Source organism: Pseudomonas sp. LFS074 (assembly GCF_047978165.1).
Taxonomy (GTDB): Bacteria; Pseudomonadota; Gammaproteobacteria; order Pseudomonadales; family Pseudomonadaceae; genus Aquipseudomonas; species Aquipseudomonas putida_P.
Genome location: NZ_JBFPFV010000001.1, coordinates 1,580,025 through 1,604,202, shown reverse-complemented (window position 1 = coordinate 1,604,202; position 24,178 = coordinate 1,580,025). Strand labels below are relative to the sequence as shown.

Annotated in this window: 20 protein-coding genes; 6 read left to right on the top strand and 14 right to left on the bottom strand. The window is 62.0% G+C overall.

Features of this window, described 5'->3' with window-relative positions; genetic code table 11:
• Positions 1-258: 258 nt before the first annotated feature.
• Positions 259-3,519 carry a ribonuclease E gene (rne, locus tag ACNQP3_RS07390; RefSeq protein ID WP_264316901.1) on the top strand — a complete coding sequence of 1,087 codons (3,261 nt, stop codon included), beginning with the start codon at positions 259-261 and terminating at the stop codon, positions 3,517-3,519.
• A gap of 105 nt (positions 3,520-3,624) precedes the next feature.
• Here the strand turns inward: rne and murB are convergent, their stop codons facing one another.
• The 8 genes from murB to ACNQP3_RS07350 all read right to left on the bottom strand — a co-directional run bounded on the left by murB (position 3,625) and on the right by ACNQP3_RS07350 (position 10,447).
• Positions 3,625-4,644 (bottom strand): UDP-N-acetylmuramate dehydrogenase, encoded by a 1,020-nt coding sequence (gene murB / locus ACNQP3_RS07385; RefSeq protein WP_012271153.1) that lies wholly within the window; start codon positions 4,642-4,644, stop codon positions 3,625-3,627.
• On the bottom strand, positions 4,641-5,105 hold the full coding sequence (locus tag ACNQP3_RS07380) for a low molecular weight protein-tyrosine-phosphatase (RefSeq protein WP_060493584.1): 465 nt from the start codon (positions 5,103-5,105) through the stop codon (positions 4,641-4,643). Before ACNQP3_RS07380 ends, murB begins: the two co-directional genes overlap by 4 nt.
• Positions 5,105-5,869, bottom strand: a complete 765-nt coding sequence (gene kdsB / locus ACNQP3_RS07375) for a 3-deoxy-manno-octulosonate cytidylyltransferase (RefSeq protein WP_060515140.1) — start codon at positions 5,867-5,869, stop codon at positions 5,105-5,107. Before kdsB ends, ACNQP3_RS07380 begins: the two co-directional genes overlap by 1 nt.
• Positions 5,866-6,051 (bottom strand): Trm112 family protein, encoded by a 186-nt coding sequence (locus ACNQP3_RS07370; RefSeq protein WP_003247142.1) that lies wholly within the window; start codon positions 6,049-6,051, stop codon positions 5,866-5,868. Before ACNQP3_RS07370 ends, kdsB begins: the two co-directional genes overlap by 4 nt.
• 44 nt (positions 6,052-6,095) lie before the next feature.
• Positions 6,096-7,097, bottom strand: a complete 1,002-nt coding sequence (gene lpxK, locus ACNQP3_RS07365; protein WP_264316900.1) for a tetraacyldisaccharide 4'-kinase — start codon at positions 7,095-7,097, stop codon at positions 6,096-6,098.
• Positions 7,097-7,531, bottom strand: a complete 435-nt coding sequence (locus ACNQP3_RS07360; protein ID WP_012271149.1) for an ExbD/TolR family protein — start codon at positions 7,529-7,531, stop codon at positions 7,097-7,099. Before ACNQP3_RS07360 ends, lpxK begins: the two co-directional genes overlap by 1 nt.
• The gene (locus tag ACNQP3_RS07355; protein ID WP_016391244.1) at positions 7,528-8,163 is read right to left on the bottom strand and encodes a MotA/TolQ/ExbB proton channel family protein; all 636 of its coding nucleotides are present in this window, start codon (positions 8,161-8,163) and stop codon (positions 7,528-7,530) included. Before ACNQP3_RS07355 ends, ACNQP3_RS07360 begins: the two co-directional genes overlap by 4 nt.
• A 67-nt stretch (positions 8,164-8,230) precedes the next feature.
• Complete coding sequence (locus tag ACNQP3_RS07350) at positions 8,231-10,447, bottom strand: DNA internalization-related competence protein ComEC/Rec2 (RefSeq protein WP_264316899.1); 2,217 nt, start codon at positions 10,445-10,447, stop codon at positions 8,231-8,233.
• Positions 10,448-10,589: 142 nt separating this feature from the next.
• On the opposite strand from ACNQP3_RS07350, the gene ACNQP3_RS07345 reads away from it, so the two are divergent.
• Positions 10,590-11,228 carry a DUF2062 domain-containing protein gene (locus ACNQP3_RS07345; protein WP_141729025.1) on the top strand — a complete coding sequence of 213 codons (639 nt, stop codon included), beginning with the start codon at positions 10,590-10,592 and terminating at the stop codon, positions 11,226-11,228.
• Here the strand turns inward: ACNQP3_RS07345 and ACNQP3_RS07340 are convergent.
• The 3 genes from ACNQP3_RS07340 to ACNQP3_RS07330 form a co-directional block, all read right to left on the bottom strand.
• Positions 11,112-11,891, bottom strand: a complete 780-nt coding sequence (locus ACNQP3_RS07340; RefSeq protein WP_012271145.1) for an ABC transporter permease — start codon at positions 11,889-11,891, stop codon at positions 11,112-11,114. The two genes, ACNQP3_RS07345 and ACNQP3_RS07340, sit on opposite strands and share 117 nt — an antisense overlap.
• Entirely contained in the window at positions 11,888-12,820 is a 933-nt protein-coding gene (locus tag ACNQP3_RS07335) for an ABC transporter ATP-binding protein (RefSeq protein ID WP_012271144.1), read from the bottom strand. Before ACNQP3_RS07335 ends, ACNQP3_RS07340 begins: the two co-directional genes overlap by 4 nt.
• Before the next feature lie 133 nt (positions 12,821-12,953).
• Positions 12,954-13,577, bottom strand: a complete 624-nt coding sequence (locus tag ACNQP3_RS07330) for a glutathione S-transferase (protein ID WP_012271143.1) — start codon at positions 13,575-13,577, stop codon at positions 12,954-12,956.
• A gap of 202 nt (positions 13,578-13,779) precedes the next feature.
• Here ACNQP3_RS07330 and ACNQP3_RS07325 point away from each other — a divergent pair, with 202 nt between their 5' ends.
• The 4 genes from ACNQP3_RS07325 to ACNQP3_RS07310 all read left to right on the top strand — a co-directional run bounded on the left by ACNQP3_RS07325 (position 13,780) and on the right by ACNQP3_RS07310 (position 18,206).
• A complete protein-coding gene (locus ACNQP3_RS07325; RefSeq protein ID WP_264316898.1) occupies positions 13,780-16,227 on the top strand; it encodes an acyl-CoA dehydrogenase in 2,448 nt (815 codons plus the stop codon).
• A 79-nt stretch (positions 16,228-16,306) separates the two neighbouring features.
• The gene (locus ACNQP3_RS07320; RefSeq protein WP_012271141.1) at positions 16,307-16,717 is read left to right on the top strand and encodes a PA2817 family protein; all 411 of its coding nucleotides are present in this window, start codon (positions 16,307-16,309) and stop codon (positions 16,715-16,717) included.
• 218 nt (positions 16,718-16,935) lie between these two features.
• Positions 16,936-17,412, top strand: a complete 477-nt coding sequence (locus ACNQP3_RS07315; RefSeq protein ID WP_012271140.1) for a fimbrial protein — start codon at positions 16,936-16,938, stop codon at positions 17,410-17,412.
• 59 nt (positions 17,413-17,471) lie between these two features.
• The gene (locus tag ACNQP3_RS07310; protein WP_012271139.1) at positions 17,472-18,206 is read left to right on the top strand and encodes a molecular chaperone; all 735 of its coding nucleotides are present in this window, start codon (positions 17,472-17,474) and stop codon (positions 18,204-18,206) included.
• 9 nt (positions 18,207-18,215) lie between these two features.
• Here ACNQP3_RS07310 and ACNQP3_RS07305 read toward each other — a convergent pair whose 3' ends face one another.
• The 3 genes from ACNQP3_RS07305 to ACNQP3_RS07295 form a co-directional block, all read right to left on the bottom strand.
• Entirely contained in the window at positions 18,216-19,679 is a 1,464-nt protein-coding gene (locus ACNQP3_RS07305; protein WP_012271138.1) for a hypothetical protein, read from the bottom strand.
• A gap of 49 nt (positions 19,680-19,728) precedes the next feature.
• Entirely contained in the window at positions 19,729-21,930 is a 2,202-nt protein-coding gene (locus ACNQP3_RS07300; RefSeq protein WP_264316897.1) for an autotransporter outer membrane beta-barrel domain-containing protein, read from the bottom strand.
• Between the two features lie 147 nt (positions 21,931-22,077).
• Positions 22,078-24,105 (bottom strand): hypothetical protein, encoded by a 2,028-nt coding sequence (locus tag ACNQP3_RS07295; protein WP_264316896.1) that lies wholly within the window; start codon positions 24,103-24,105, stop codon positions 22,078-22,080.
• Positions 24,106-24,178 lie beyond the last annotated feature (73 nt).

The window sequence follows — 24,178 nt, the reverse complement described above, 5'->3', positions numbered from 1 at the left end:
GGTTGATTCCTCCTCCTGACTGAGTGCACAAGGCCCGCTTGGTTGATTCGGATACCTATTCGAAGCCACCGGGGCCTTGTTGGCACCGCAGCAAACAGGACGCGTCGTCGCGACAACGGCAGGCTGGGCAACCGGCTGGTGCCGAACGTCGCTCGACACGGGGGTGGCCCGGCCACCCTTTGCGCACCTTGGCACCGACCATGAGACGTCGTGTGTGCCGAACGCCGTTTCCGGCAGCCCGGAAACCGACGGTACAACATGAAAAGAATGCTGATTAACGCGACTCAACCCGAAGAGTTGCGTGTAGCCCTGGTGGACGGCCAACGTCTCTACGACCTGGACATCGAGTCCGGTGCGCGCGAGCAGAAAAAGGCCAACATCTATAAAGGCAAGATCACCCGCATCGAACCCAGCCTCGAAGCCGCCTTCGTCGACTTCGGCTCCGAACGTCACGGCTTCCTGCCGCTGAAAGAAATCTCCCGCGAATACTTCAAGAAGGCCCCTGAAGGCCGGGTCAACATCAAGGAAGTACTCAGCGAAGGCCAGGAAGTCATCGTCCAGGTCGAGAAGGAAGAGCGCGGCAACAAAGGCGCCGCCCTCACCACCTTCATCAGCCTGGCTGGCCGCTACCTGGTTCTGATGCCCAACAACCCGCGTGCCGGCGGCATCTCCCGCCGCATCGAAGGCGAAGAGCGCAACGAACTGCGTGAAGCCCTGAACGGCCTGACCGTGCCGGGCGACATGGGCCTGATCGTGCGCACTGCAGGCCTGGGCCGCAGCAGCGAAGAAATGCAGTGGGACCTCGACTACCTGCTGCAGCTGTGGACCGCCATCAAGGAAGCGTCCCTGGACCGCGCCGCGCCATTCCTGATCTACCAGGAAAGCAACGTCATCATCCGCGCCATCCGCGACTACCTGCGCCAGGACATCGGCGAAGTGCTGATCGACAGCATCGACGCCCAGGAAGAAGCCCTCACCTTCATCCGCCAGGTGATGCCGCAGTACGCCAGCAAGGTCAAGCTGTACGAAGACAGCGTGCCGCTGTTCAACCGTTTCCAGATCGAAAGCCAGATCGAGACCGCCTTCCAGCGCGTGGTCGACCTGCCTTCCGGCGGCTCGATCGTGATCGACCCGACCGAAGCCCTGGTGTCCATCGACATCAACTCGGCGCGCGCCACCAAAGGCAGCGACATCGAAGAAACCGCCTTGCAGACCAACCTGGAAGCGGCCGAGGAAATCGCCCGCCAGCTACGCCTGCGTGACATTGGTGGCCTGATCGTCATCGACTTCATCGACATGACCCCGGCGAAAAACCAACGCGCCGTGGAAGAACGCGTCCGCGAATGCCTGGAAGCCGACCGCGCCCGCGTGCAGGTTGGCCGCATCTCCCGCTTCGGCCTGCTGGAAATGTCCCGTCAGCGCCTGCGCCCGTCGCTGGGCGAAAGCAGCGGCATCGTCTGCCCACGCTGCTCCGGCACCGGCATCATCCGCGATGTCGAGTCGCTGTCGCTGGCCATCCTGCGCCTGATCGAAGAAGAAGCCCTGAAGGACCGCACCGCCGAAGTGCGTGCCCAGGTGCCGATCCCGGTGGCCGCGTTCCTGCTCAACGAGAAGCGCAACTCGATCACCAAGATCGAACTGCGCACCCGTGCGCGCATCATCATCTTGCCAAACGACCACCTGGAAACCCCGCACTTCGAAGTCCAGCGCCTGCGCGACGACAACCCGGAAGTGCTGAACAACCAGTCCAGCTACGAGATCGCCGCCGCCGAAACCGAAGAAGCGCCGCAGCCGACCGCCACCCGCACCCTGGTACGTCAGGAAGCTGCTGTGAAAACGGCCCCGGCACGCGCCAATGCGCCGGTACCGGCCGCCGCTGAAGAGCCGCAGGCTGCCGCACCGGTCGCCCCTGCCCCGAGCGCTCCGGAGCCAAGCCTGTTCAAGGGCCTGGTGAAGTCGCTGGTCAGCCTGTTCGCCGGCAAGGACGAGCCTGCCGCCGCACCGGTGGTTGCCGCCGAAAAACCGGCCGCTGAGCGCAGCCCACGCAACGAAGAACGCCGCAACGGCCGCCAGCAAAGCCGCAACCGCAACGGCCGCCGCGACGAAGAGCGCAAGCCGCGTGAAGAACGTGCCGAGCGCGCACCGCGCGAAGAGCGCCAGCCACGCGAGGAACGCGCACCGCGCGAAGAGCGTGCACCACGTGAAGAGCGCGCCCCACGCGAAGAACGTGCGCCGCGCGAAGAGCGTGCACCACGTCAGCCACGCGAAGACCGCCGCAGCAACCGTGGCGAAGAGCGCGTACGCGAGCTGCGTGAGCCGCTGGATGCTACCCCGCCAGCCGAACGCGAAGAGCGCCAGCCGCGCGAAGAACGTGCAACCCGCGAAGAACGTGCTCCACGCGAAGAGCGTGCACCGCGTGAAGAGCGTGCTCCACGTGAAGAGCGCGCACCTCGCGAAGAGCGTGCCCCTCGTGAAGAACGTGCTCCACGCGAAGAGCGCGCCCCTCGCGAAGAACGTGCCCCACGTGAAGAACGTGCCCCGCGCCCACCACGCGAAGAGCGTCAGCCACGTGCCGCAGAAGAAGCGGCCGAACAGGCTGCCGAGCTGGCCGAAGAGCAACTGCCAAACGATGAGCTGCTGCAGGACGAGCAGGAAGCCACCGATGGCGAGCGCCCGCGCCGCCGCTCGCGTGGTCAGCGCCGTCGCAGCAACCGTCGTGAGCGCCAGCGCAACGCCAATGGCGAGCTGATCGACGGCGAAGAAGAAGGCAGCGAAGAGCAACCACAACAGCACCAGGCCACTGAGCTGGGTGCCGAACTGGCCGCCGGCCTGGCAGTGACTGCCGCTGTTGCCACCAGCAACATCAGCACCGACGCCGAAGCCCAGGCCAACCAGCAGGCCGAGCGCGCCACCGCTGAAGTCGCCACCGCAGCAGAAACTGACAACAGCGAAGCCGCCCAACCCGTCGAGCAGGTTGAAAAGGTAGAGCAGGTCGAAGCTGTCGCCAAGGCTGAGGAAGTGGCCGTAGCACCTGCGGTCGAGCAACCGGTTAGCGAGCCAGTGGCCGTGGTCGAGGCAACCGCCGAGCCTGTGGTCGAAATCGCTCCGCAGGCCGCCGTCGAAGCGACACCCGTTGTCGAGCCGGCCGTGGTTGCCGAAACCGTGGCTGCTGAAGCGCCAGTGGAAGCCCCAGCCGTGGAAGCCGGTGAAATCGAACAGGCCCCGGCCGTTGTCGAAGCGGCTTCGGTTGCCGAGCAACCCGCACCGGTAATCGAAGCTCAGCCAGAAGCAGTGGCCGAGCCTGCACCCGTGGTCGTCGAACCTGCAGCGATCGAAGCCCCAGCCGCAGTAGAGCCGGCCACCGTCATGCTGGCGAACGGCCGCGCGCCGAACGACCCGCGTGAAGTGCGCCGTCGCAAGCGTGAAGCCGAGGCTGCCGCCAAAGCCGCACAGGAAGCTGCCGCCACCGAGGAGCCAGCCCTGGAAGCCGCCGATGAGCACAAGCCTCATCACGGTTGATAGCCAAGGCTGAATAAAAAGCCCCGCCAGTGCGAACTGGCGGGGCTTTTTCTTGGCCAAGTGAACGTGGTCGCTGGGTTGGGGCCGCTACGCTGCCCCCTTCGATCAGTAGAGGTTAGGCTCCATTTCCAGCTCAACCCCGAAACGCTCCAGGATATCCGCCTGGATCCGCAGCGCCAGCGCCTGCATCTGCGCCCCGCTCGCCTGGCCATAGTTGACCAACACCAGCGACTGCAGGCGATGCACGCCCGCATCACCATCGCGATGCCCTTTCCAGCCCGCCTGTTCGATCAACCAACCCGCCGCCAACTTCACCCGGCCATCAGCCTGCGGATACGCCACAACGGCCGGATACTGCGCACGAATATGCTCGACCAGACCAGCCGGCACCACCGGGTTCTTGAAGAAGCTCCCAGCATTGCCAAGTTCAGCCGGGTCCGGCAGCTTCTCGCGGCGAATGCTGCAAATTGCATCACTGATCGCCTGCGCAGTCGGCTCGGTTACGCCCTGTTCCGCCAGGCGCTGACGCACTGGGCCGTAATCCAGATGGGCCTGCAGGGTGCGTGTCAGGGCAAAGCGCACACGCAGGATCAACCAGCGCCCGGGGTTGCGCTTGAAAAGACTGTCGCGGTAGCCAAAGGCACACTCCGCCAAACCGAAGTCACGCAGCTCGCCGGTCTCGCGGTCCAGGGCTGTCAGGCCGGCGAATACGTCCTTGATCTCTACCCCATAAGCACCCACGTTCTGCATGGGTGCCGCGCCCACGGTACCAGGGATGAGGCTGAGGTTCTCCAGCCCGCAATACCCCTGCGTCAATGCCCATTGTACGAATGCATGCCAAGGCTCACCGGCCTCGGCCTCGACCACGACGCGCTCGCCATCGTCACTGAGCACGCGCCGGCCACGGCTGGCCATGTGCAGCACCAACGCATCGATATCACGGGTCAGCAGCAGGTTGCTGCCGCCACCGATCACCAACACCGGGAGGCCTTGCTGCTGCGCCTGGCTCAGCGCCTGGCGTACCTGCAGGTCATCCTGCGCCTGGCTGAAATAGCGCGCCTTCACGTCGATACCGAAGGTGTTGTAAGGCTTGAGCGATACCTGCTCCTGCCACTGCACTGTCATAGCCGCCCCTTGATTTCCAGCACCAGCGCCTGGCAAGCCGCTTCGACCAGGTCGAGCACCTGCTCGAACCCGTCGGCGCCGCCGTAGTAAGGATCTGGCACTTCATCCAGCGCCCCCTGGTAGCGGCGCAGGAACAAGTCGAGCTCACCCACTGCAGTGGACGGGCGCAGGGCGCGCAAATCGCGCAGGTTACTCTCGTCCATGGCCAGAACCAGATCGTATTCGGCAAAGTGCGAAGCCCTGACCTGCTGGGCGCGCTGTTGCGACAAGTCGTAACCGCGCGCCAGCGCCGCCTTGCAGGTACGGCTGTCTGGCGCCTTGCCGACATGCCAGTCGCCGGTACCGGCCGACGCCACCTGCACCTTGTCGGCCAGCCCGGCGACCTGCAATTGATGGCGCAGCACGCCTTCGGCAGTGGGCGAGCGGCAGATGTTGCCCAGGCACACGAACAGAACGCGCATCAGGCCTCCAGCAAGCGCCGTACGCGCTCCAGGTCTTCGGGGGTATCCACACCCACGGCAGGCGCCTCGATAGCGTCCTCGACGTGAATGCGCACGCCGTGCCACAGCGCACGCAGTTGCTCCAGCGCTTCAGTCTGCTCGAGCCAGCATGGGCCCCAGCCGACGAAGTCTTGCAGGAAGCCGACGCGGTAGGCGTACATGCCGATGTGACGGCGATACGGCACGCCCTCCGGCAGCACGTTGCGGTCCTTGGCAAAGGCATCGCGAGCCCAGGGCAGCGGCGCACGACTGAAAGTCAGGGCCAGGCCGTTCTTGTCGCTCACCACCTTGACCGCATTGGGATTGAACACGGCTTCCGGCTCATGGATGGGCTCTGCCAGGGTGGCAATACCAGCCTCCGGGTGGGCTGCCAGGTTGGCGGCCACCTGATCGATGATCACCGGTGGGATCAGCGGCTCGTCGCCCTGCACGTTGACCACGATGGCATCAGCCGGCAAGCCGAGGTGCGCGACCACTTCAGCCAGGCGGTCGGTGCCGGATTCATGGTCGGCACGGGTCATCAGCACTTCGGCGCCAAAGGCCTGGCAGGCCTCGAGGATGCTGGCGTCGTCGGTGGCGATGACCACGCGGCTGGCACCGCTCCTGCGTGCCTGCTCCCACACATGCTGCACCATCGGCTTGCCGGCGATCGGCAACAACGGCTTGCCCGGCAAACGCGTGGAGCGCAGCCGGGCGGGGATCACCACGGTGAAGTTCAGGCTCATTTGTCCAGACGCTCGTCGTCGGTCAGGGTACGCGCCTCGCTTTCGAGCATGACCGGGATACCGTCGCGAATCGGGTAGGCCAGGCCCGCGCCCTTGCTGATCAGCTCGGTCTTGTCGGCGCTGAGCTTGAGCGGGCCTTTGGTGATCGGGCAGGCCAGGATATCGAGCAGTTTGGTGTCCATTGAAAGCTTCCTTTAGGCCAGGTGGCCGGAAATTGAAAACGGGCTCAGGGCTTGCGCAGCAAACGCTGTAGCTGGTTGTCTAACCAGGCGCTGAAAGCCGGCGTGGGCTGTGCCTCGACGGCCAGGTACCACCAGTCGTCAGCGGCAAAGGCCCGGCATTTCACCGCGTCCTTCTCGGTCATCACCAGCGGTAACTGCGGGCTGAAGGCCAGGCTCTGGGCGCTGAATTGCGCATGGTCGGCGAAGGGGTGCGGCACCGGCTGCCAGTTTAGCCCCAGCAGGGTATTGAAGAAACGTTGCGGGTTACCGATACCGGCCACCGCATGCAGGCGCTGGCCTGCGGGGAAATGGTCGAGCGCACGGCGCTCGCCGCTGCGCAGGTTAACCAGCGCGGACGGCTGCAGGCAAAAGCCAAAGCCATCGGCGCGGTCAGCATTGGCACCATTGAACAGCACGGCATCTGCATCCAGCAGGCGTTCGGCGGGCTCGCGCAAAGGGCCGGCCGGCAGGCAGCGGCCATTGCCCAGGCCACGGGCGGCATCGATCAGCACCAGTTCCAGGTCACGGGCCAGGCGGTAATGCTGCATGCCGTCGTCGCACAGGATCAGGTCGAGCGGTTCGCTGGCCAGCAACGCCTGCACGGCGCGGGAACGGTCGGGGTCGATCATCAGCGGCACGCCGGTGCGCTGCACGATCAGCAGCGGCTCGTCGCCCGCCTGGTCGGCGCAGTAATTGGCCTGCACGCGCCAAGGTAACTGCGGCGGCTTGGCCCCATAGCCACGGCTGACCACGCCCACCTTCAGCCCCTGTTGGCGGCAGTGTTCGATCAGCCAGAGGATCATCGGCGTCTTGCCGGTGCCGCCCACGGTGATGTTGCCCACCACGATCACCGGCACTGGCGCCCGATAGCTGGCGCTTTCGCCACTGAGAAAACGTGCCCGTTTGCGCGTGACCACACGGCGATACAAAGCCTCCAGCGGTCGCAGCAGCGCCAAAGCCGGGTGCCCGGCGTACCAGGCGGCGAGCAAACGGTCGGCGAAAGCCATCAAGGCGTGCCCTGGGCCGCCTCGACGGTGGTCATGCGCAACTGGCTGAAACCGAGCTTGCCGGCGGCATCCATTGCGGTGACCACAGCCTGGTGCGGGGTCTTGCCGTCGGCGCTGATGGCCAGCGGCAGCTTGTTGTCGCCGCCCGACTCACGCTCGATGGCCTCGCTCAAGGTGGCCAGGTCGCTCTTGGGCAGCAGGTGGTTGTTCACCGAATACACGCCTTCGGCGCTGATGGTGATTTCCACCAGTTTGCCCTGATCGGCCGGCGCCTGCTCGGCACTGGCAGCTTCAGGCAGCTCGACGCGCAGCTGGGTCTCGCGAGTGAAGGTGGTGGTGACCACGAAGAACAGCAGCAGGACGAACACCACGTCGATCAGCGACGCCAGGTTGATGTCGACGTTTTCCCGCTGGCGATTGCGCCGGAACTTCACGCCTTGCCTCCGGCCACTTCCACTTCACGGTCGCCCTGGATCACTTCCACCAGCTTGATCGCTTCTTGTTCCATGCCCACCACCAGCTCATCGATGCGGCGCAGCAGGAAACGGTGGAAGAATACCGCCGGGATACCGACCATCAGGCCGGCCGCCGTGGTAACCAGGGCCTTGGAGATACCACCGGCCAGCACGGCGGCGTTGGCGGTCATCTGCGAGCCCATGAAGGCGCTGAAGATGTCGATCATGCCCAGTACGGTGCCCAGCAGGCCCAGCAACGGAGCCATGGCAGCGATGGTGCCGAGGGTGCTGATGTAGCGCTCCAGTTCGTGGATGACACGCGAAGCGGCTTCCTCGATGCACTCTTTCATGATTTCACGACCATGGCGCGAGTTGGCCAGGCCCGCAGCAAGGATTTCGCCCAGTGGCGAATCGGCGCGCAAGGCTTTGAGCTTGTCACTGGTCAGTTGCTTGTCCTTGATCCACATCCACACCTGGCCCAGCAGGTGCGGCGGGGTGACGCGGCTGGCGCGCAGGGTCCACAGGCGCTCGACGACGATAGCCATGGCAGCGATGGAACTCAGAATGATCGGCAGCATCATCCAACCACCGGACTTGACCAATTCCCACACAGTAAACGCCCCTTCGGAAAAGGCCGCCACTCTACCATAGGACCGCTGGGGGCTCATCTGCCGGAGGTCAGGGAATTGCGACCTCACGCCAGAATCGCCGCTGCACCCGCACACCTTCCGCTTCCCCGTGCCGCCCCAGCACCACCCGCAACGCCCCCTCCACCGCCGTGTCATGCATCACCGCCCCGTGCCGCCGATACCGCTCCACGACCTGCGCATGCGGGTGCCCGAAGCTGTTGTTGCGCCCACGCGAAACCAAAACCCCACGCGGTGCGGTAGCACGGATGAACGCCTCGGTGGACGAACTGCGGCTGCCATGGTGTGGAGCCTGCAGCCAGTCGATTCCGGGCACTTCAGTGGCTGCCAGCCAGGCCCGTTCGGCGCCAGCCTCCATATCACCAGCCAACAACAATCGCTCGCCCTGGGCCTCGACCAGCAGCACGCAGGAGCGGTCGTTGCTGCTCTGCCCATCAGCCCAGTGCCACAGCGAAAAGCGCACGCCGTCCCATTCCCACTGTTCACCACTCACACAAGGCTGCAGCTCAAAGTGTTCCAGCGCTTCACCACCGATAACCCGCTTGACCGGCAAACCCCGCTGAATGGCCCCCGCCCCACCCGCATGGTCGGCATGCGCATGGCTGATCACCATCAGGTCTAGGCTGGCCACCCCCAGCTTATGCAAAGTCGGCAGCACCACTCGCTCCCCCAGGTCACTTTCGCCCTTGGCCGGCCCGGCGTCATACAACAGGTTGTGGTGCTGGGTACGCAACAGCACCGCCAGCCCCTGGCCAACGTCCAGCTGCCAGACCTCGACTTGCCCGAGCGGCACCGGCTCCCTGGGCACCCACAGCGCCAGCAGCATCACCGCTCCCAACCCGCGCAGCGGCACACCGCGGGGTAGCAAAACCAACAACGCACCCAGACAGACCAACAGCCAGGCCCACAGTGGCAAGGCCGGCGGCACCCATGCCGGGCGCTGCTGCGCCACCAGTGCCAGCAGCCGGAACAGCCAATCCAGCAAGCCGCCCGCCAGCCACAACAGCGCCTCCCCTACTCCGCCCAGCGGCAGCAACAACGTACCCAGCAACGCCAACGGCAAAACCGCCAGGCTGATCCACGGCACTGCCACAAGGTTGGCCAGCGGTGCACTCAGGCTTACCGGCAAGCCTGTAGCCAGCAGTACCGGTAGCAAGCCGATGGCAATAACCCATTGCGCACGCGTCCAAGCCTGCCAAGGCCGCCAAGCGCCCAAGCGAGCACTGAAGCAATAGATGAGCGTGGCCACGGCAGCAAACGACAGCCAGAACCCAGGAAGCAGCGCCGCCAGCGGCTCAACCAGCAGCACAGCAACGAGCGCCAGCAACAAGGGTAAAAAAGCCCCAAGGTGGCGAAAGCGCAGGCGCCAGAGCAACACCACAGCCAGCATCAGGCAGGCGCGCTGCACGGGCACACCGCCGCCGGCCAACCAGCCGTAGCCCAGCGCCGCGGTCATGGCCAGACCGCAGGCCCAGGGTAGCCATGGCAGCCGTGCCGGCCACAGCCCCCAACGCGCCAGCACGGCAACCAGGCCGTAGAGCAAACCGGCGACCAGGCCGATATGCTGGCCAGAAATTACCAACAGGTGCACCGTGCCGGTGGCCTGCAATGTCTGCCAGTCCTCCCTGGCCAGGCCCGCTCCATCGCCCAGCACCAACGCCACCAACGCTTGCTCACGACCATTGGCCTCGACCGCAAGCAAGCGCTGACGCAGCGCATCGCGCCAGCCACCGGTCACGGGAGCCAGCAGCTGCCCCGCCTTGACCGTGCCCGTGGCGCCCACTCGCCGCGCCAGCAAATAGGCCTCCCGGTCCGGCCCATGCGGATTGAGCAGCCCAGCCGGACGCTGCAAGGTCACGGCCAGCCGCCACTGCTCGCCCGCCCTCAGTGTCGGCCCTTCGAACCAGCTCAATTGCAGGCGCTGCGGTAGTTCGGCCCGCCGCGAGCGTGCCGCCTCCAACTCGAAACGCACGCCTTGTGCTGTTCGGGTCGGCAAACCAACCACCCGCCCTTCCAGCCACAGGGTGCGGCCATCCAGACCGCTAGCCAGGCGATCATCGAGCGCCTGCTGCGCAGACCAGCAAGCCCAACAGAAGCCCAGGAGAAAACAGCCCAACGGCCAACCCCGGGTAAACAGGCTGACGACAGCGCAGCCGGCCAGCACCAGCAGCCATCCGACCGATGGCAACGCGGGGAGAAAGCCCAGGCACAAAAGCCCGAGCGCGAGCGCAAACATCCCTGTGCGCATGAGGTAGAGCTCCAGAAGGCAAATTACCTTCTGAGGCATAGCCCATTTGCCGGCAACGCTTGCTCAACAATTGTCACAAACTCTAAACGAGCCTGAGCAGGATTAAGGGCATACTTCCCGGATCAACGCTCCGGGAGCCTACATGCCGCGCCGACTTTTCAAACGCTACATGCCGGACCCGACCAGCATTCGGGAACACAAGTCCTTACGCTTTTTCGGCAAGTTGCTGCACGACCCGAACCTCTGGCACCTGAACCGCCATTCGGTGGCACGGGCCATGGGCGTTGGCCTGTTCGCCGCGCTGATCCCGATGCCCGCGCAGATGCTACTGGCTGCCGCGCTGGCCATTCCGGTGCGCGGCAACCTGCCTATCGCCGTCAGCCTGGTGTGGCTGACCAACCCACTTACCATGCCACCTGTGTTCTTCGTCACCTACATGACAGGCGCCTGGCTGATGCAGGTGCCGCCACGCAGCTTGCCCGATGCGTTGACCTTCGAGTGGATCACCGACCAGTTGGCCACGGTGTGGCAACCGTTTCTGCTGGGTTCGGTGGTGTGCGGGGTGGTGCTGGGCATCGTCGCCTACTTCACCACACTGTTGTACTGGCGCTGGTGGATTGGCCGGCAGTGGCGCCGGCGCAAGCTCAGGTGTTCGCAGCAGGGGTCATGCACGCATGCCGCGACCGCTGACCAGCAGGCGCACGCACAGCAGGTAGAGCACCGCAGTGGCCACCAGCATGAAGGTGATCGCCGTGCCAATGCTGATATCCGACACCCCTAGGATGCCGTAGCGGAATGAGTTGACCATGTGCAGCACCGGGTTGGCCAACGACACGGTCTGCCAGAACGGCGGCAGCAGGTTGATCGAGTAGAACACGCCGCCCAGGTAGGTCAGCGGCGTCAGCACGAAGGTCGGGATGATCGAGATATCGTCGAAATTACGGGCGAACACCGCGTTGACGAAGCCCAGCAGCGAGAAGATGGTGGCAGTGAGCAGCACCACGATCACGGTCACGCCCAGGTGATGCACCTGCAGGTCGGTGAAGAACATCGACAAAATGGTCACGATCACCCCAACCGCCAGACCGCGCAGCACGCCCCCCAGTACATAGCCGACCAAGATGGTGTGCGGCGACACCGGCGACACCATCAGCTCTTCGATCGAGCGCTGGAACTTGCTGCCGAAGAAGCTCGACACCACGTTGCCATAGGAGTTGGTGATCACCGACATCATGATCAGCCCCGGCACGATGTACTGCATGTAGGTGAAACCACCCATATCGCCGATCTGCCGACCGATCAGGTTACCGAAGATGACGAAGTACAGCACCATGGTGATCGCTGGTGGCAGCAACGTTTGCGGCCAAATGCGCAAGAAGCGCCGCACCTCGCGGTAGACGATGGTGTTCAGGGCGACCCAGTTGGTGCGCAGTTCCACACTCATACGGCCACCTTCGACAAGTTTTTTTCCACCAGGGACACGAACAGCTCCTCAAGTCGGTTGGTCTTGTTGCGCAGGCTCTGCACCTCGATGTTCTGCAGCGCCAGCTGGCCGAACAGCGCGGTGATGCCGATGTCCTTGTCCACCTGCACCTCCAGGGTATGCGGGGTCAGCAGCCGGCTCGGGTAGCCTTGCAGCACAGGTGCACTGGCCAGGTCCTGCTTGAGGTCGAGCACGAAGGTTTCCACATGCAACTTGCCCAGCAACTGGCGCATGCTGGTGTTCTCGACGATGGTGCCGTGGTCGATGATGCCGATGTTACGGCACAGCTGCTCAGCCTCTTCCAGGTAATGGGTGGTGAGGATGATGGTGATGCCCTTCTGGTTCAGCTCGGTGAGGAAGCTCCACATCGAGCGACGCAACTCGATGTCCACACCCGCGGTGGGCTCGTCAAGGATCAGCAGGCGCGGCTCGTGGATCAGCGCGCGGGCAATCATCAGGCGGCGCTTCATGCCGCCGGACAGCGAACGCGACTGCACATCACGCTTGTCCCACAGGCCCAATTGGGTCAGGTACTGTTCGGCGCGTTCCTTGGCCAGCTTGGGCGGGATGCCGTAGTAGCCGGCCTGGGTCACGACAATGTCGAAGGTTTTTTCGAACTGGTTGAAGTTGAACTCTTGCGGCACCACGCCCAGGCAACGCTTGAGCGCCGAGGGCTCGCGGTCCAGGTCGTGGCCAAACACGTTCACCGTGCCACTGGTCTTGTTCACCAGGGTGGAGAGAATGCCGATGGTGGTGGACTTGCCGGCGCCGTTGGGGCCGAGCAAGGCGAAGAAGTCGCCTTCGGCAACATCGAGGTCGATGCCTTTGAGGGCCTGAAAGCCATTGCCGTAGGTCTTGGTCAGCTGTCGGATGGACAGGGCGGAACTCATAGCGGGTCACTTACCGAGGAAAAAGGTGCAGGACACGCCAGGTAAAGTCACTGGCGCAGTGAGTACGGCCATGGTGCAAGGCAAGGCCGCACAAGTACAGTCACATCTATTGATAATGACTATCGAAGCAGGGTCAGGTGAGCGCCGTCATCACCGCGGCCTGGTAGGCCGGGCGCTGTTTCAGGCGCTCATACCAGGCTTCGAGATGGTGCATGGCCGGGCGTTCGATGGGCATTTCGAACCAGGCGTAGATGAAGCTACCCAGTGGGATGTCGCCCATGCCGATCTGGTCACCGGACAGATACGGCTGCTTGGCCAAGGTTTCGTCGGCAATGGCCAGCAATTGCGCGCACTGCTTGTGCGCGGCGTTGATCGCCACCCAATCGCGCTGGTCTTCCGGGGTGCGCAAAAGGCCCCAGAACAGCGGGCGGAAGGGTGCGGCGAAGGACGAGGTGGTCCAGTCCATCCACTTGTCGGCCAGGGCGCGCTGGCGTGGGTCTTCGAGGTACCAGCCCTGCTCGGCGCCGTACTCGGCGCACAGGTAGCGGACGATGGTGTTGGATTCCCACAGGGTCAGGTCGCCGTCTTCGAGCATCGGCACCAGGCCGTTGGGATTGCGGGCGCGGTAGTGCGGCTCGTTGACCACACCGAAAGCGCCGCCGGCGTCGATGGAGTCGAAGTCCAGGCCCAGCTCGTGGGCGATCCACAGCGCCTTGCGCACATTGCTCGAATTCTTGCGACCCCAGATCTTCAGCATGGCAACGTCCTTATGAATGCACAGGTGTTGCAGTCTACTCCAGACCCTCGCCGCCTGTACCCATGAAGAAACCAGCACAGGCAAGCACATGAACTGAAACTCCCGCTGCCACACCCTGTCACTGTTCAGAACATGCCGTTCACAGCGTTGCGTCTAAGCTGTCTGGGACGGCTCAAGCCCTTGGTTCCAAGGAGGACCGATTATGTTGCTGTTGTGGTTGGTAGTGCTGGTGATCGGCGCGGCATACCTCACGCATCGGCGCCTGGCGCCCTTGCAGATTCTGGGCATCATGGCGGCCTACGTGCTGCTGATGGGCATTTTCAGCAGTGCACCCGGCTGGTTGCTGACCCTGATCTGGGGGGTACTGGCCTTGAAAATCGCCCTGGTTGCGCTCCCGGACTGGCGCCGCAAGGTGTTCACCGGGCCGGTTTTCAACTGGTTCCAGCGTACCTTGCCGCCCATGTCGCAAACCGAGCGCGAAGCGATCGATGCCGGCACGGTGTGGTGGGACGGCGAACTGTTCAGCGGCCGCCCCGACTGGCGTACCTTGCTGGCCTACCCGGCACCGAAACTGACCGACGAAGAACAGGCCTTCATCGACGGCCCCACTGAAGCGCTGTGCGCCATGGTCAGCGACTGGCAGATCGGTCAGGACCTGGACCTGCCACCCGAAGCCTGGGGTCACATCAAGCAGCATGGCTTCTTCGCCCTGATCATCCCCAAGAAATACGGCGGCAAAGGCTTTTCGGCCTACGCTCATTCCCAGGTGGCGATGAAACTGGCCACCCGCAGCGGCGATCTCGCCTCCACGGTGATGGTGCCCAACTCGCTCGGCCCGGCCGAATTGCTGCTGCATTACGGCACCGACGAACAACGCAACCATTACCTGCCACGCCTTGCCCGCGGCGACGAGATCCCCTGCTTTGCCCTGACCGGCCCGTTGGCCGGCTCCGATGCCGGCGCCATGCCCGACACCGGCATCATCTGCAAAGGCCAGTGGAACGGCGCAGAAGTGCTGGGCCTGCGCCTGAACTGGGAAAAGCGCTATATCACCCTGGGCCCGGTCGCGACCTTGCTGGGCCTGGCCTTCAAAGCCTACGACCCGGACCACCTGTTGGGCGACGAGCAGGAGCTGGGCATCAGCCTGGCCTTGATCCCCACCGACACGCCTGGTGTCGAAATCGGCAAGCGCCACCTGCCGCTGGGCGCCGCCTTCATGAACGGCCCCAACAGCGGCAAGGACGTGTTCGTGCCGCTGGACTTCCTGATCGGTGGGCAGGCCATGCTCGGCAAGGGCTGGATGATGCTGATGAACTGCCTGTCGGTAGGCCGTTCGATTTCCCTGCCTGCGGTCGGCACCGGCGCGGCCAAGTACACCAGCCTGGTCACCGGCCAGTACGCCAATATCCGCGAACAGTTCAACGTGCCACTGGCCGCTTTCGAAGGCATCCAGGAATCGCTGGCACGCATTGGCGGCAACGCCTGGCTGATGGACAGCGCCCGCCTGCTGACCGCCAAGGCCGTGGACCTCGGTGAAAAGCCTTCGGTGCTGTCGGCGATTCTGAAGTACCACCTCACCGAGCGCGGCCGCGAATGCATCCAGCACGCCATGGACGTGCACGGCGGCAAGGCCATCATCATGGGGCCGAACAACTACCTGGGGCGCAACTGGCAAGGGGCACCGATCTTCATCACGGTCGAAGGCGCCAACATCCTTTCGCGCAACCTGATGATCTTCGGCCAGGGCGCCATCCGCTGCCATCCGTTCGTGCTCAAGGAAATGGCTTTGGTCGGCCGTGAGGACCGTGACCAGGCGCTGCGGGAGTTCGACGAGCTACTGATGAAGCACATCATGTTCGCCGCCGGCAACGCGGCCAGCACGTTGGTGTTCAACCTGGGGCTAGGGCGCTTCGAGTCGGTACCGGGTGATGCATTGAGCCAAGGGTATTTCCGCGCCCTCAACCGCCAGGCTGCCGCTTTCGCCCTGCTGGCCGACCTGTCGATGATGCTGCTGGGTGGCGCGCTCAAGCGCCGCGAACGCCTGAGTGCGCGCCTGGGCGATGTGCTCAGCTACCTGTACCTGTCCAGCGCCGCGCTCAAGCGCTACCACGACCTGGGCTCACCCGAGCACATGCAGCCACTGCTGCGCTGGGCCATGGAAGAAAGCCTGGGCCAGGCGGAAAAGGCGCTGGACCGGCTGCTCGACAACTTCCCCAACCGATTTGTCGGTTGTGTTCTGCGCGTGCTGGTGTTCCCCTTCGGCCGCCGCCATACCGGGCCGAGCGATGAGCTGGATGCCGAAGTGGCGGCGCTGATCGGCCGCAGCAAGGGCGACCCGGCGCTGGAGGAATTGCTCGCCGGCTGCTTCCGACCCCAGGCCGAGGGTGACCCGGTGGCAGCATTGCAACGGGCCTGCAACCTACTAGACGAGACTGCGCCACTGCACAAAGTGCTGCATCAGGCGCTTAAGGAGGGCAAGGTACAGCCGGCACCTGGGCAGTCGGCCATCGATGCGGCAGTCCAGAGTGGTGCATTACAGGCTGACGAGGGTCAACGCTTACAGGCGGCGGAGCAGGCACGCCGGGCAGTGATCGATGTGGATGCCTTCGACAAGGCGCAACTGCTTCCGGAGCAGGGCAAGGTGCGATGAAACAGGGGGCCGTTTTGCGGCCCCTTCCCCAACCGGCGTATACTCCGGCCCCGTTTCAACCACCCCGAGGACCGCCCCCATGGCCACCCCCCATCAGGCATACCACCTACAACTTCTGAACCACCTGCGCACCATTCTGGCTGCCCTGGGGGAAGCCGAGCAGGTACCGGAGGAAAGCCACGTCCTGTTCCTCGAGCGCTTTGACGAGTTGTTGACCCTGCTACCGCAGGACCCACTGGAAAGCCAGTACCTGGGCCAGGACCTGATCTGCCAGGTCATCCAACGTTACCCGCAAATCGCTCACCTGGTGCCGCGCGACCTGCTGTGGTTCTTTGCCGGCGATTGCCTGCACTTCATGCCGGATGAAGAACTGGCCTTGTACCAGGCACTGGAAGAACGCCGCTACGAATGCGAACAGCGCGGCGAGGCATTCGACTGGTTCGAACAGAAGCAGCTACTGGCGTCGGCAACAGCTGATACCCGCCACTAAGCTCGCGAAGTACCGCTATGGCGAAGGCGTGTTGAACTACACAAGCGCTTCCCTTTTTTCCCGGGAAGCTCAGCCTTCGCCTACAGACCCCCTGAGGTGCCCTGCGTACTCTGCCGACGCGCTGAGACACATGAGTTTCCAGCGATCAACCAGACAGGGTTCATCCAATGAAAAAAACACTATCCGTGCTTGCACTTAGCCTCTGCAGCAGCGCGGCAATGGCCTCGATCATCAACTTCGAAGGTACTGTCAGCGGGCCTGGCACCTGCCCGATCGAAGTCGTTACCCCTGGCGGCCCAAGCCTGCCGCTGATCCACCTGGGCAACTATAATACGTTCAACTTCACCAAGGTCGGGGAAGAAACCTCTCCGAAACACTTCGCATTGCGCGTCCCGGCAAGCTGCGTGACCGGTACTCAACAGGCCTACGCGACCTACCAGGCAGGCTACGGCGCCGACCAGACCAATCCCAACCTCTATGCCCTCAAAGACGGCCTGGGCTACAGCACCGGCCTGGGCCTGGCCATCAACGACCTTGCAACCCGCCTTGCGCCGGGTACTGAGTCGATGAGCTACGAGGTTAACGACACTACCGACACCGACATGGTGTTCTCGGCGCGCCTTGTCACCACTTCGGCAACAGTGACCGAGGGGCAGATCGACACCAACGTCTCGTTCTCTGTCGATATTCGCTAATTCAAGCCCCCTGGCACTGCCAGGGGGTATTTCGTTTCGCCAATGAAACCGGCCCGACCATGTCTACTACTCTGCTGCGCAAGTACGCGCTCAGCTTCGCCTGTCTGGCGACGCTTTCTTCAACCACCGAAGCGGCCTTGACGATCAGTGCCACGCGCGTTGTCCACCCTGGCGACCAACACAGCAGCTCGATCGTTGTCGCCAACCCAAGCAACATTACCTACGCCACGCAAGCCTGGGTCAACACCGCAGCCGACGACACCAGTACCGCTGTCCCCTTTGCCGTATCCCCGACCTTGTTCAGGCTCGACCCTAAGCGTGAACAACTGGTCAAGATAAACGCACTGCCAAACAACCTGCCCACCGATCGAGAATCGCTGTTCTACTTCAATGTTCAGGAGATCCCCCAGATAGACAGCGGGCAGGACAACGTACTGAAAATCGCCCTGCGCACCCGCATCAAGCTGTTCTATCGGCCCAGCCAGGTGAAGGGTGTGCCCGAGCAGCACCTGGACAGCCTGCAGTGGTCATTGGCAAGCAACAACGGCAAGACCTTCCTGCAGGTCCTTAACCCCACGCCCTATCACTTCACCTTTGGGCGCTTGGAAGTGGGCGCACCGGGCAAAATCGAAAAAATCGATACCGCCTTGATGGCCATGCCTATGCAGACGCAGTCCTTTGAACTGAAGACAACCCAGGCCAGCAAGGGCCTTCAAGTACAGTTCACCACGATCAACGATTATGGCGGCACCACACGCCTGGTAGAAAAACCGCTATCCGTAACGGCCATTTAGCACGACCGCTCAATCGCGCAGGCCCAGGTCAAGCAGCGGGAAGTTTGCTTCTTCTGGCCAGGTCTCGCCCTGATCAAAACTGACAAAAACCCTGACGCTTAACTTGTCGCGCTTAAGCGACATCAAAAAAGGCTTGGTCGCCTTGACCGTATCGTCGAACCCCAAGCCGTTTTGCACCTCCGCCGGGGTCAAGGCATGTTCTTTGAGCACTTCTTGCGTCGATGGCTGCCCCTGGGTGTCCACGCCGCCGACGACCAAGGTGACCCTGTGATCCGCATGAATGTATTTCCAGGCAGCAAGGGTAATGGTCAAGCCATCAGCCGGGACCTGGGACAGGTAGACCGTATCATTCGAGGATGGGTGAACGTCCGGCCTGGGAAGCCCTTGATTCAAGGGCAAGCACAACACTAACCGGGATAATGACGTATGAACGTTACCACCCGTTGTTTCTGTCACCTCAAAATACACAGTCAACACCTTGCCACTGTGTGGCGCGATCCTGTCCAGCGGGATCTCGTACTCATGGGGGAAGCCCGACGCTTCTGCACTTGTCTGATAGCTGCCCACACGCCCAGGCTCGCCCCAGAAAACCTCGATCGTTTCACCGGGTAACGCCGCCCCTGTTGGCACCTTGACCCGCATGTAAGTCATGCGTGAATTCAGGTCCAAAACAACCTGCTGCTCCTCTCCCACAGCATGGGAAACCTCTGGCCAGCTCAAATCTCTGGGCACCGGCGCCGCATCGACCTGCAACTGGACGACTTTCGGCTCCACTGGCGTGCTTGGGTTACCGGCATAGTCACATAGCAGGTAGTGTGCAAAACGCGCCCCATCCCCTCGATCCAGGATGACATCGCCAGGAATCTCCACTGTGACGGGGAGATCCCCCTGCTCGAGGACTTTTTCGGCGACAAGATTGTTTTCATACAATTGCGTGTCCCAGAACCAGCGAATATGGTCTCCAGGCACAAAGGTCTGATAATCCGGAAGCAGAGCGATAACAGGATCGTGACGATTTAGGTAATCCTCCGTTATGCCATCTCTCATCACCTCATCATCGAACAACAGGGCCCCGCGGTCCGCCCCCAGGCTGGGCCCCGTCAAGTCCAGGGTTATCGTTAGCGGGGCCGAATCCTGTTCAGCCCCGTTGTACGCTTTGACCCTGTAGGTCAAATCGGGCGTAGCGTCATTCTTGAGATCTTGAACGGGAATCTCGACGAAGTAATCATCTGCGGCAATGGGTGCCGTCCATTGCTTGAGCGCACCTACCTGTACGCCGTCCCACATCAGCATAAGTGTCTCTGGCCTCCCAGGGGTTGGGGGCGAACCACTGTCCCAGGGCGTGACATCCACACGTAGGGGGGCTTTGAGCAAATCGAGAGGGATGACGTTCAGCGCGCCACCCACCAGGTTTGCAAGCGAGCCTTCCACCCACGGTGGAGGAAAAAGCGCGTCCGACTTGTTGCTTGGCATCACTCAACCTCCAACGTGAATGGTTTGCTGCTATAAAGGTGCCTGCTGCTTACCAGCTGTAACGCACGCCCAGGTTGGCACCCCAAGGTTGTTCCAGCGCCTTGCCATTGCTGTAGTCGAAATCGGCATGCAGTTGCAGGCGCTCCGTCAGCGATACCGCTACCCCCATGCCTAGCTCCGCGCGCGAGCCTGACAGGTCGTTGTCGAAACGGTGATCGTTGACCTTGACCAGGTTGTTGTTGGCGAATTCGTGCACATAAGCCAGGCGCACATAAGGTTGCAGCCACTGCCCACCCTCAAGCTTCAAGGTACGCCCCGCCGTGGCGCCGGCCTTGCCCAGCACCGAGTGCGTCGTATCACCGTCGGCCTTCAAGCCATTGTCCAGGTGGTAGTCCTTGCCCTGGATACCAACGACCGACAGTTGCCCGAAAGGCTCGACGAAATAGCCATCATTCAGCGCCAGGTGGCGACCGAACTCTACCGACGCCCCCACGCCAACGTTGTCATAATCGCCCTCGGTACGCTGGCCATCACTGAGACTTACCTTGGCCTGGTTGTCGAAGCGGTTCAGCTTGACCACGCTGTCGAGGTAATAGCCGGTCTGGGCATCCAGCCAAGTGGCATACAGCCCCAGGTAATAGCTTTTCACCTCGCCCGAAGCGCCTCGGGTCAGGTTCAGGTCTGAGCTGCTGTAGCCCGCCATAACCCCGGCCAGCCATTGACCATCGCCCCACGGCAACGGCGTATCGGCCCCCAGCGAGAAGCCCTGCTGAACTTGGCTGTAGGGCGTACCGGTCGAGGCCGAAACGTTATATTTGTTGCCATAGCTGCGGGCCCACAGGCCCGCATTGCGCTCGTCAAGCCGCAACTCACCCATGCGGCTGCGCAGGGAAGACAACTCGCCGTACCACACCGTGGGCGCAGTATTGAACAAGGCCATGGCCGCCTCGGTACCTGGGCTTATCGTTTTGGTCGCGCCATCCAGGAACCAGTCATTGCCGCGCTGCACAAGGCTATAGGAGAACGCCCCGAGGTCCACCGGGCCGTTAAGCAGCGAGAACTGCGCATCCCCCGCCGCCGCATGAACCAGGTGCAGGCTGTTTTCCTGCGTGGGTTCATTGCCGCTGCTGCCGACCAGCAGACTATGGTTGCCGGTTGCCGTGCCGGTGATGTCCAGGAAGTCGGTTTCGCCTGTACTGAAATCGGCATCCATGATGAACGTGCCACTGCCCGACAAGTTGCCAAGGGTCAGGCGCTGGTACTGCGTGGCTTCACCGAAACGTACCGCCCCCCCCGCCATGGCCAGTTGTGCGACCTCACTGTCCTCGACCATGTTCCAGCGCCCGCCGTCATTCAGTGCCAAGCTCTCGACATTGGTCAGGCGCCCGGTCAGGCTGGCCTGGTTGCCCAAGGTCAGCTTGGCGCTGGAACCGTCCTCCACCAGGACATCACCTACCAGGTTGCTACCCTCCACCAGCATCGTAGCGTTGGAGCCGTTCGCCACTTCCAGCAGGTTGCCATTGCTGCCAACCAGCGTAGTACCGCCGCTGATGGTGATCGCCGCATCGCCGGGCGCCTGGTTTGCGCTACCCACCCGGATGGCAGCGCCATTCTGGCCCTCCACCCGCGAGCCCTGCAGATTGAGCGATGCAGCTTCAGTCGAAAGCGCATCGCCCACCACCCGGATGCCATCCGTGGCACCGGTCAGCTGGCTGTTGGTCGCATCCAGCCGAGCATCGCCAAATAGCAAAGCAGCACCGGCTGCCCCGGTACTCACCAGGGTGCTGTCGGTCAGGGAAAGATGAGAACTCCCGGCCACCCTGGCACCGCCGACCCCGCCTTCGATATGGCTGCCCGTTACCGACACCGTTGAACCCGCCGTCGCACTGCGCAGTACATCGAGGCCAAACAGGTTGCTGGTCAGGCGCGAGCCATTGGCGATGGTTGCCGAAGCACCGCCATTGACCATGACTGCAGCGACACCCGTGGCGGATACCGTGGAGCCCTCAAGCTGTAGACCTCCGCCTGTGCGCACGTCGATCTGCTGAGTGGTAGCCCCCTCGGCTACCAAGCGCCCGCCGTCATTGACCCTGTAGCTGTCAACCGGGGTACTGGCACCGATTTGTTGCTCATCGTCCACCAGCGCCAGGGCACCTGCAGGCCCAGTGAAGAGCACAGCAGAGGCGCCTAGCAAGAGTTGCCCAATGGCTGACGCCAAGGGGGACAGGGTGAAGTTGCGCCTTTTGATCATTGCACTTTAGCCTCATCGATTAACCCGCAAACGGGCAGCAAAAACGTGAGAAAGGCTATTAAGAAATCACCCAATCGCGAGTAGGAAAAGTCCTGTAATTGATGCGACTTTTCAGCAAACCCAGCCCGCATGCCGGATCGCCAACACTCAAGGACGAACAAGTAGGCATTCGGCGGTAAACGAGTGCATGGATACCACTGCCACGGCAGGCTCGGATGTGATCGTTTTACCATTACGTTCAAATGCATAAATGAAAGTCGCCAGCCCATCATAAGTAACTGCCTGATTGAACTCGTAAATCGGCTTCAGGCCATCGGCATAAGGGATTCGCCAAACGAACCCGGTGGGTGGGTTAGTCGCATTCAACTGAATAGTTTTTTCAAACTTAGCATTTGGTATATCGAGCCCACCAGGAGCAGTTCCCTGGGTCGCCGTCCAGGTCAGTGTCAAGTCTTCACCGTTGGCCAACCATTTGCTCAGGTCAGGGATATTGATACGCACATCAGGGTTAACATCAGTTGGATCCGCAGGGTCAAACAACGAAGTGCAGTTCAGCCACAGGCGCCCTCCGCTTACAAAACCACCCAGGATCTCCGCAGCTTCCGGGTGTATGACAATAGCCTCCACCACAATTGGCTGAGGTCCAGAAGCAGCCTTGTTCGGCACACCTGCACGGCTGACTTCATAGTGAGCAAAGCGGTTGCCGTTGTCGTGTCGAAGAATGTATGCCCACGGGATGGTCACTTTGATTTCGTTGCCAGGGTCGGCCTGCTCAAGTTTATAATCCGCTTCGATGACATGTTCATCGGTGTAGTAAAACTCAACCAGATCATCTTCCGCGAATGCAGCGTCGATCGTTACTCTCAACTCGGCATCGGCGCCATCATCGTTCTCGGTCAGGTGATTTTTCTGGTTATCATTGCCTCCATATACATCCGGCAGGGCCATTTGCGGATTTACAGGCCCCGGCCACTCCGGATCAGGGTCGGGCACGATCGGGCCAATGCGCTCAAGGTTGACATCGAATGTGTCACTCTCACCGCCCAATGGGTGATCGCCACGCCGCACTTCATACGTTACATCGACCGGTTTGACGCCTGTAGAGCCTTTGCCGTAAATATCCAGAATAACACTGGCAGGAATAGCCTGCTTGACCGGGAACGTACCCACTGCCCGCTCAGCGAAATCATGTGTGCCCCAATGGAGGGTAATCAGATCCGACGATTTGAAATGCTGGAAGGCATCAATCTGCACTTCTATACCTTTAAGCACGGCGTCCTGATCCACCACACCGTTGTTCATGTCTAACACCAGAGGCTTCTGGAAATCCGCCGGGACAGGCAAATTCCCTAGCGCCACCGTAACGCGCGTGGCCCTAGACACGGCACTGCGATTACCGGCCTTGTCCTGAAGAATGTAGGCGATAAGGATGCCACCGTCCCCCTCATCCTCAATAACATTCTGAGGCACCGGTATCGTCAGAGGCACTGTAGTGACAAGCGCGGTGCCGTCTGGTACCAGGTCACCCGGATCAACAGGCACTTGCTTGCGCCAGACCCACCCTACGGTATCTTTAGCATCCCAACCGGGATAAGTGGTGTCACTCGGAAGTGGATAGCCAGGCAATGTGAGCTCAACCGAACCAATATTGGTGTCTAACACGGCAGCAATAGCCGGGAATGGATTGGGCATTTGATTGGGGTAGGGAGCGACACGATCAAAGATCAAGTGTAACGGGGGAAAATCTACAGGCAGGGGGTTGTTATAAGGGACGACCCTGATAAAAAAAGTATGACCGCCTTCACCCCATCTTTTTACCTGATCCTTATCCAGAGTAACGTCAAAGGGGAAAACACTGTTTCTATCATACTGACCATTGTGCAGCTCCTCCTCGGCCCCACCGTCTGGCAGATGCAACAGCCACATCTGGTCAAACTCCCCTACATTGGGATCACCTGCTGCCCCCCAATCAGTGATGGTCAAATCAATATCGACTGCATCATCTGTCAAGGCCGAGCTCAGCATCGTATTATCGGTGGGGTCTGCTATCAGGGCCGGATCGATCTGAGGTGAGACAGGCGCAAAAACACGCTTACGGCCTGAGGGCTTGCTTTTTTTACCGCTCACCTTTTCTTTAATTTTTACTTTAATTTTCCCTTTCAATTCTACTTTCATATTAGACACTCAACATAAGGGGCTGCGCGGACAGCTACGTGATCATTGAAATCCACATCCTCCCCCCGCACAA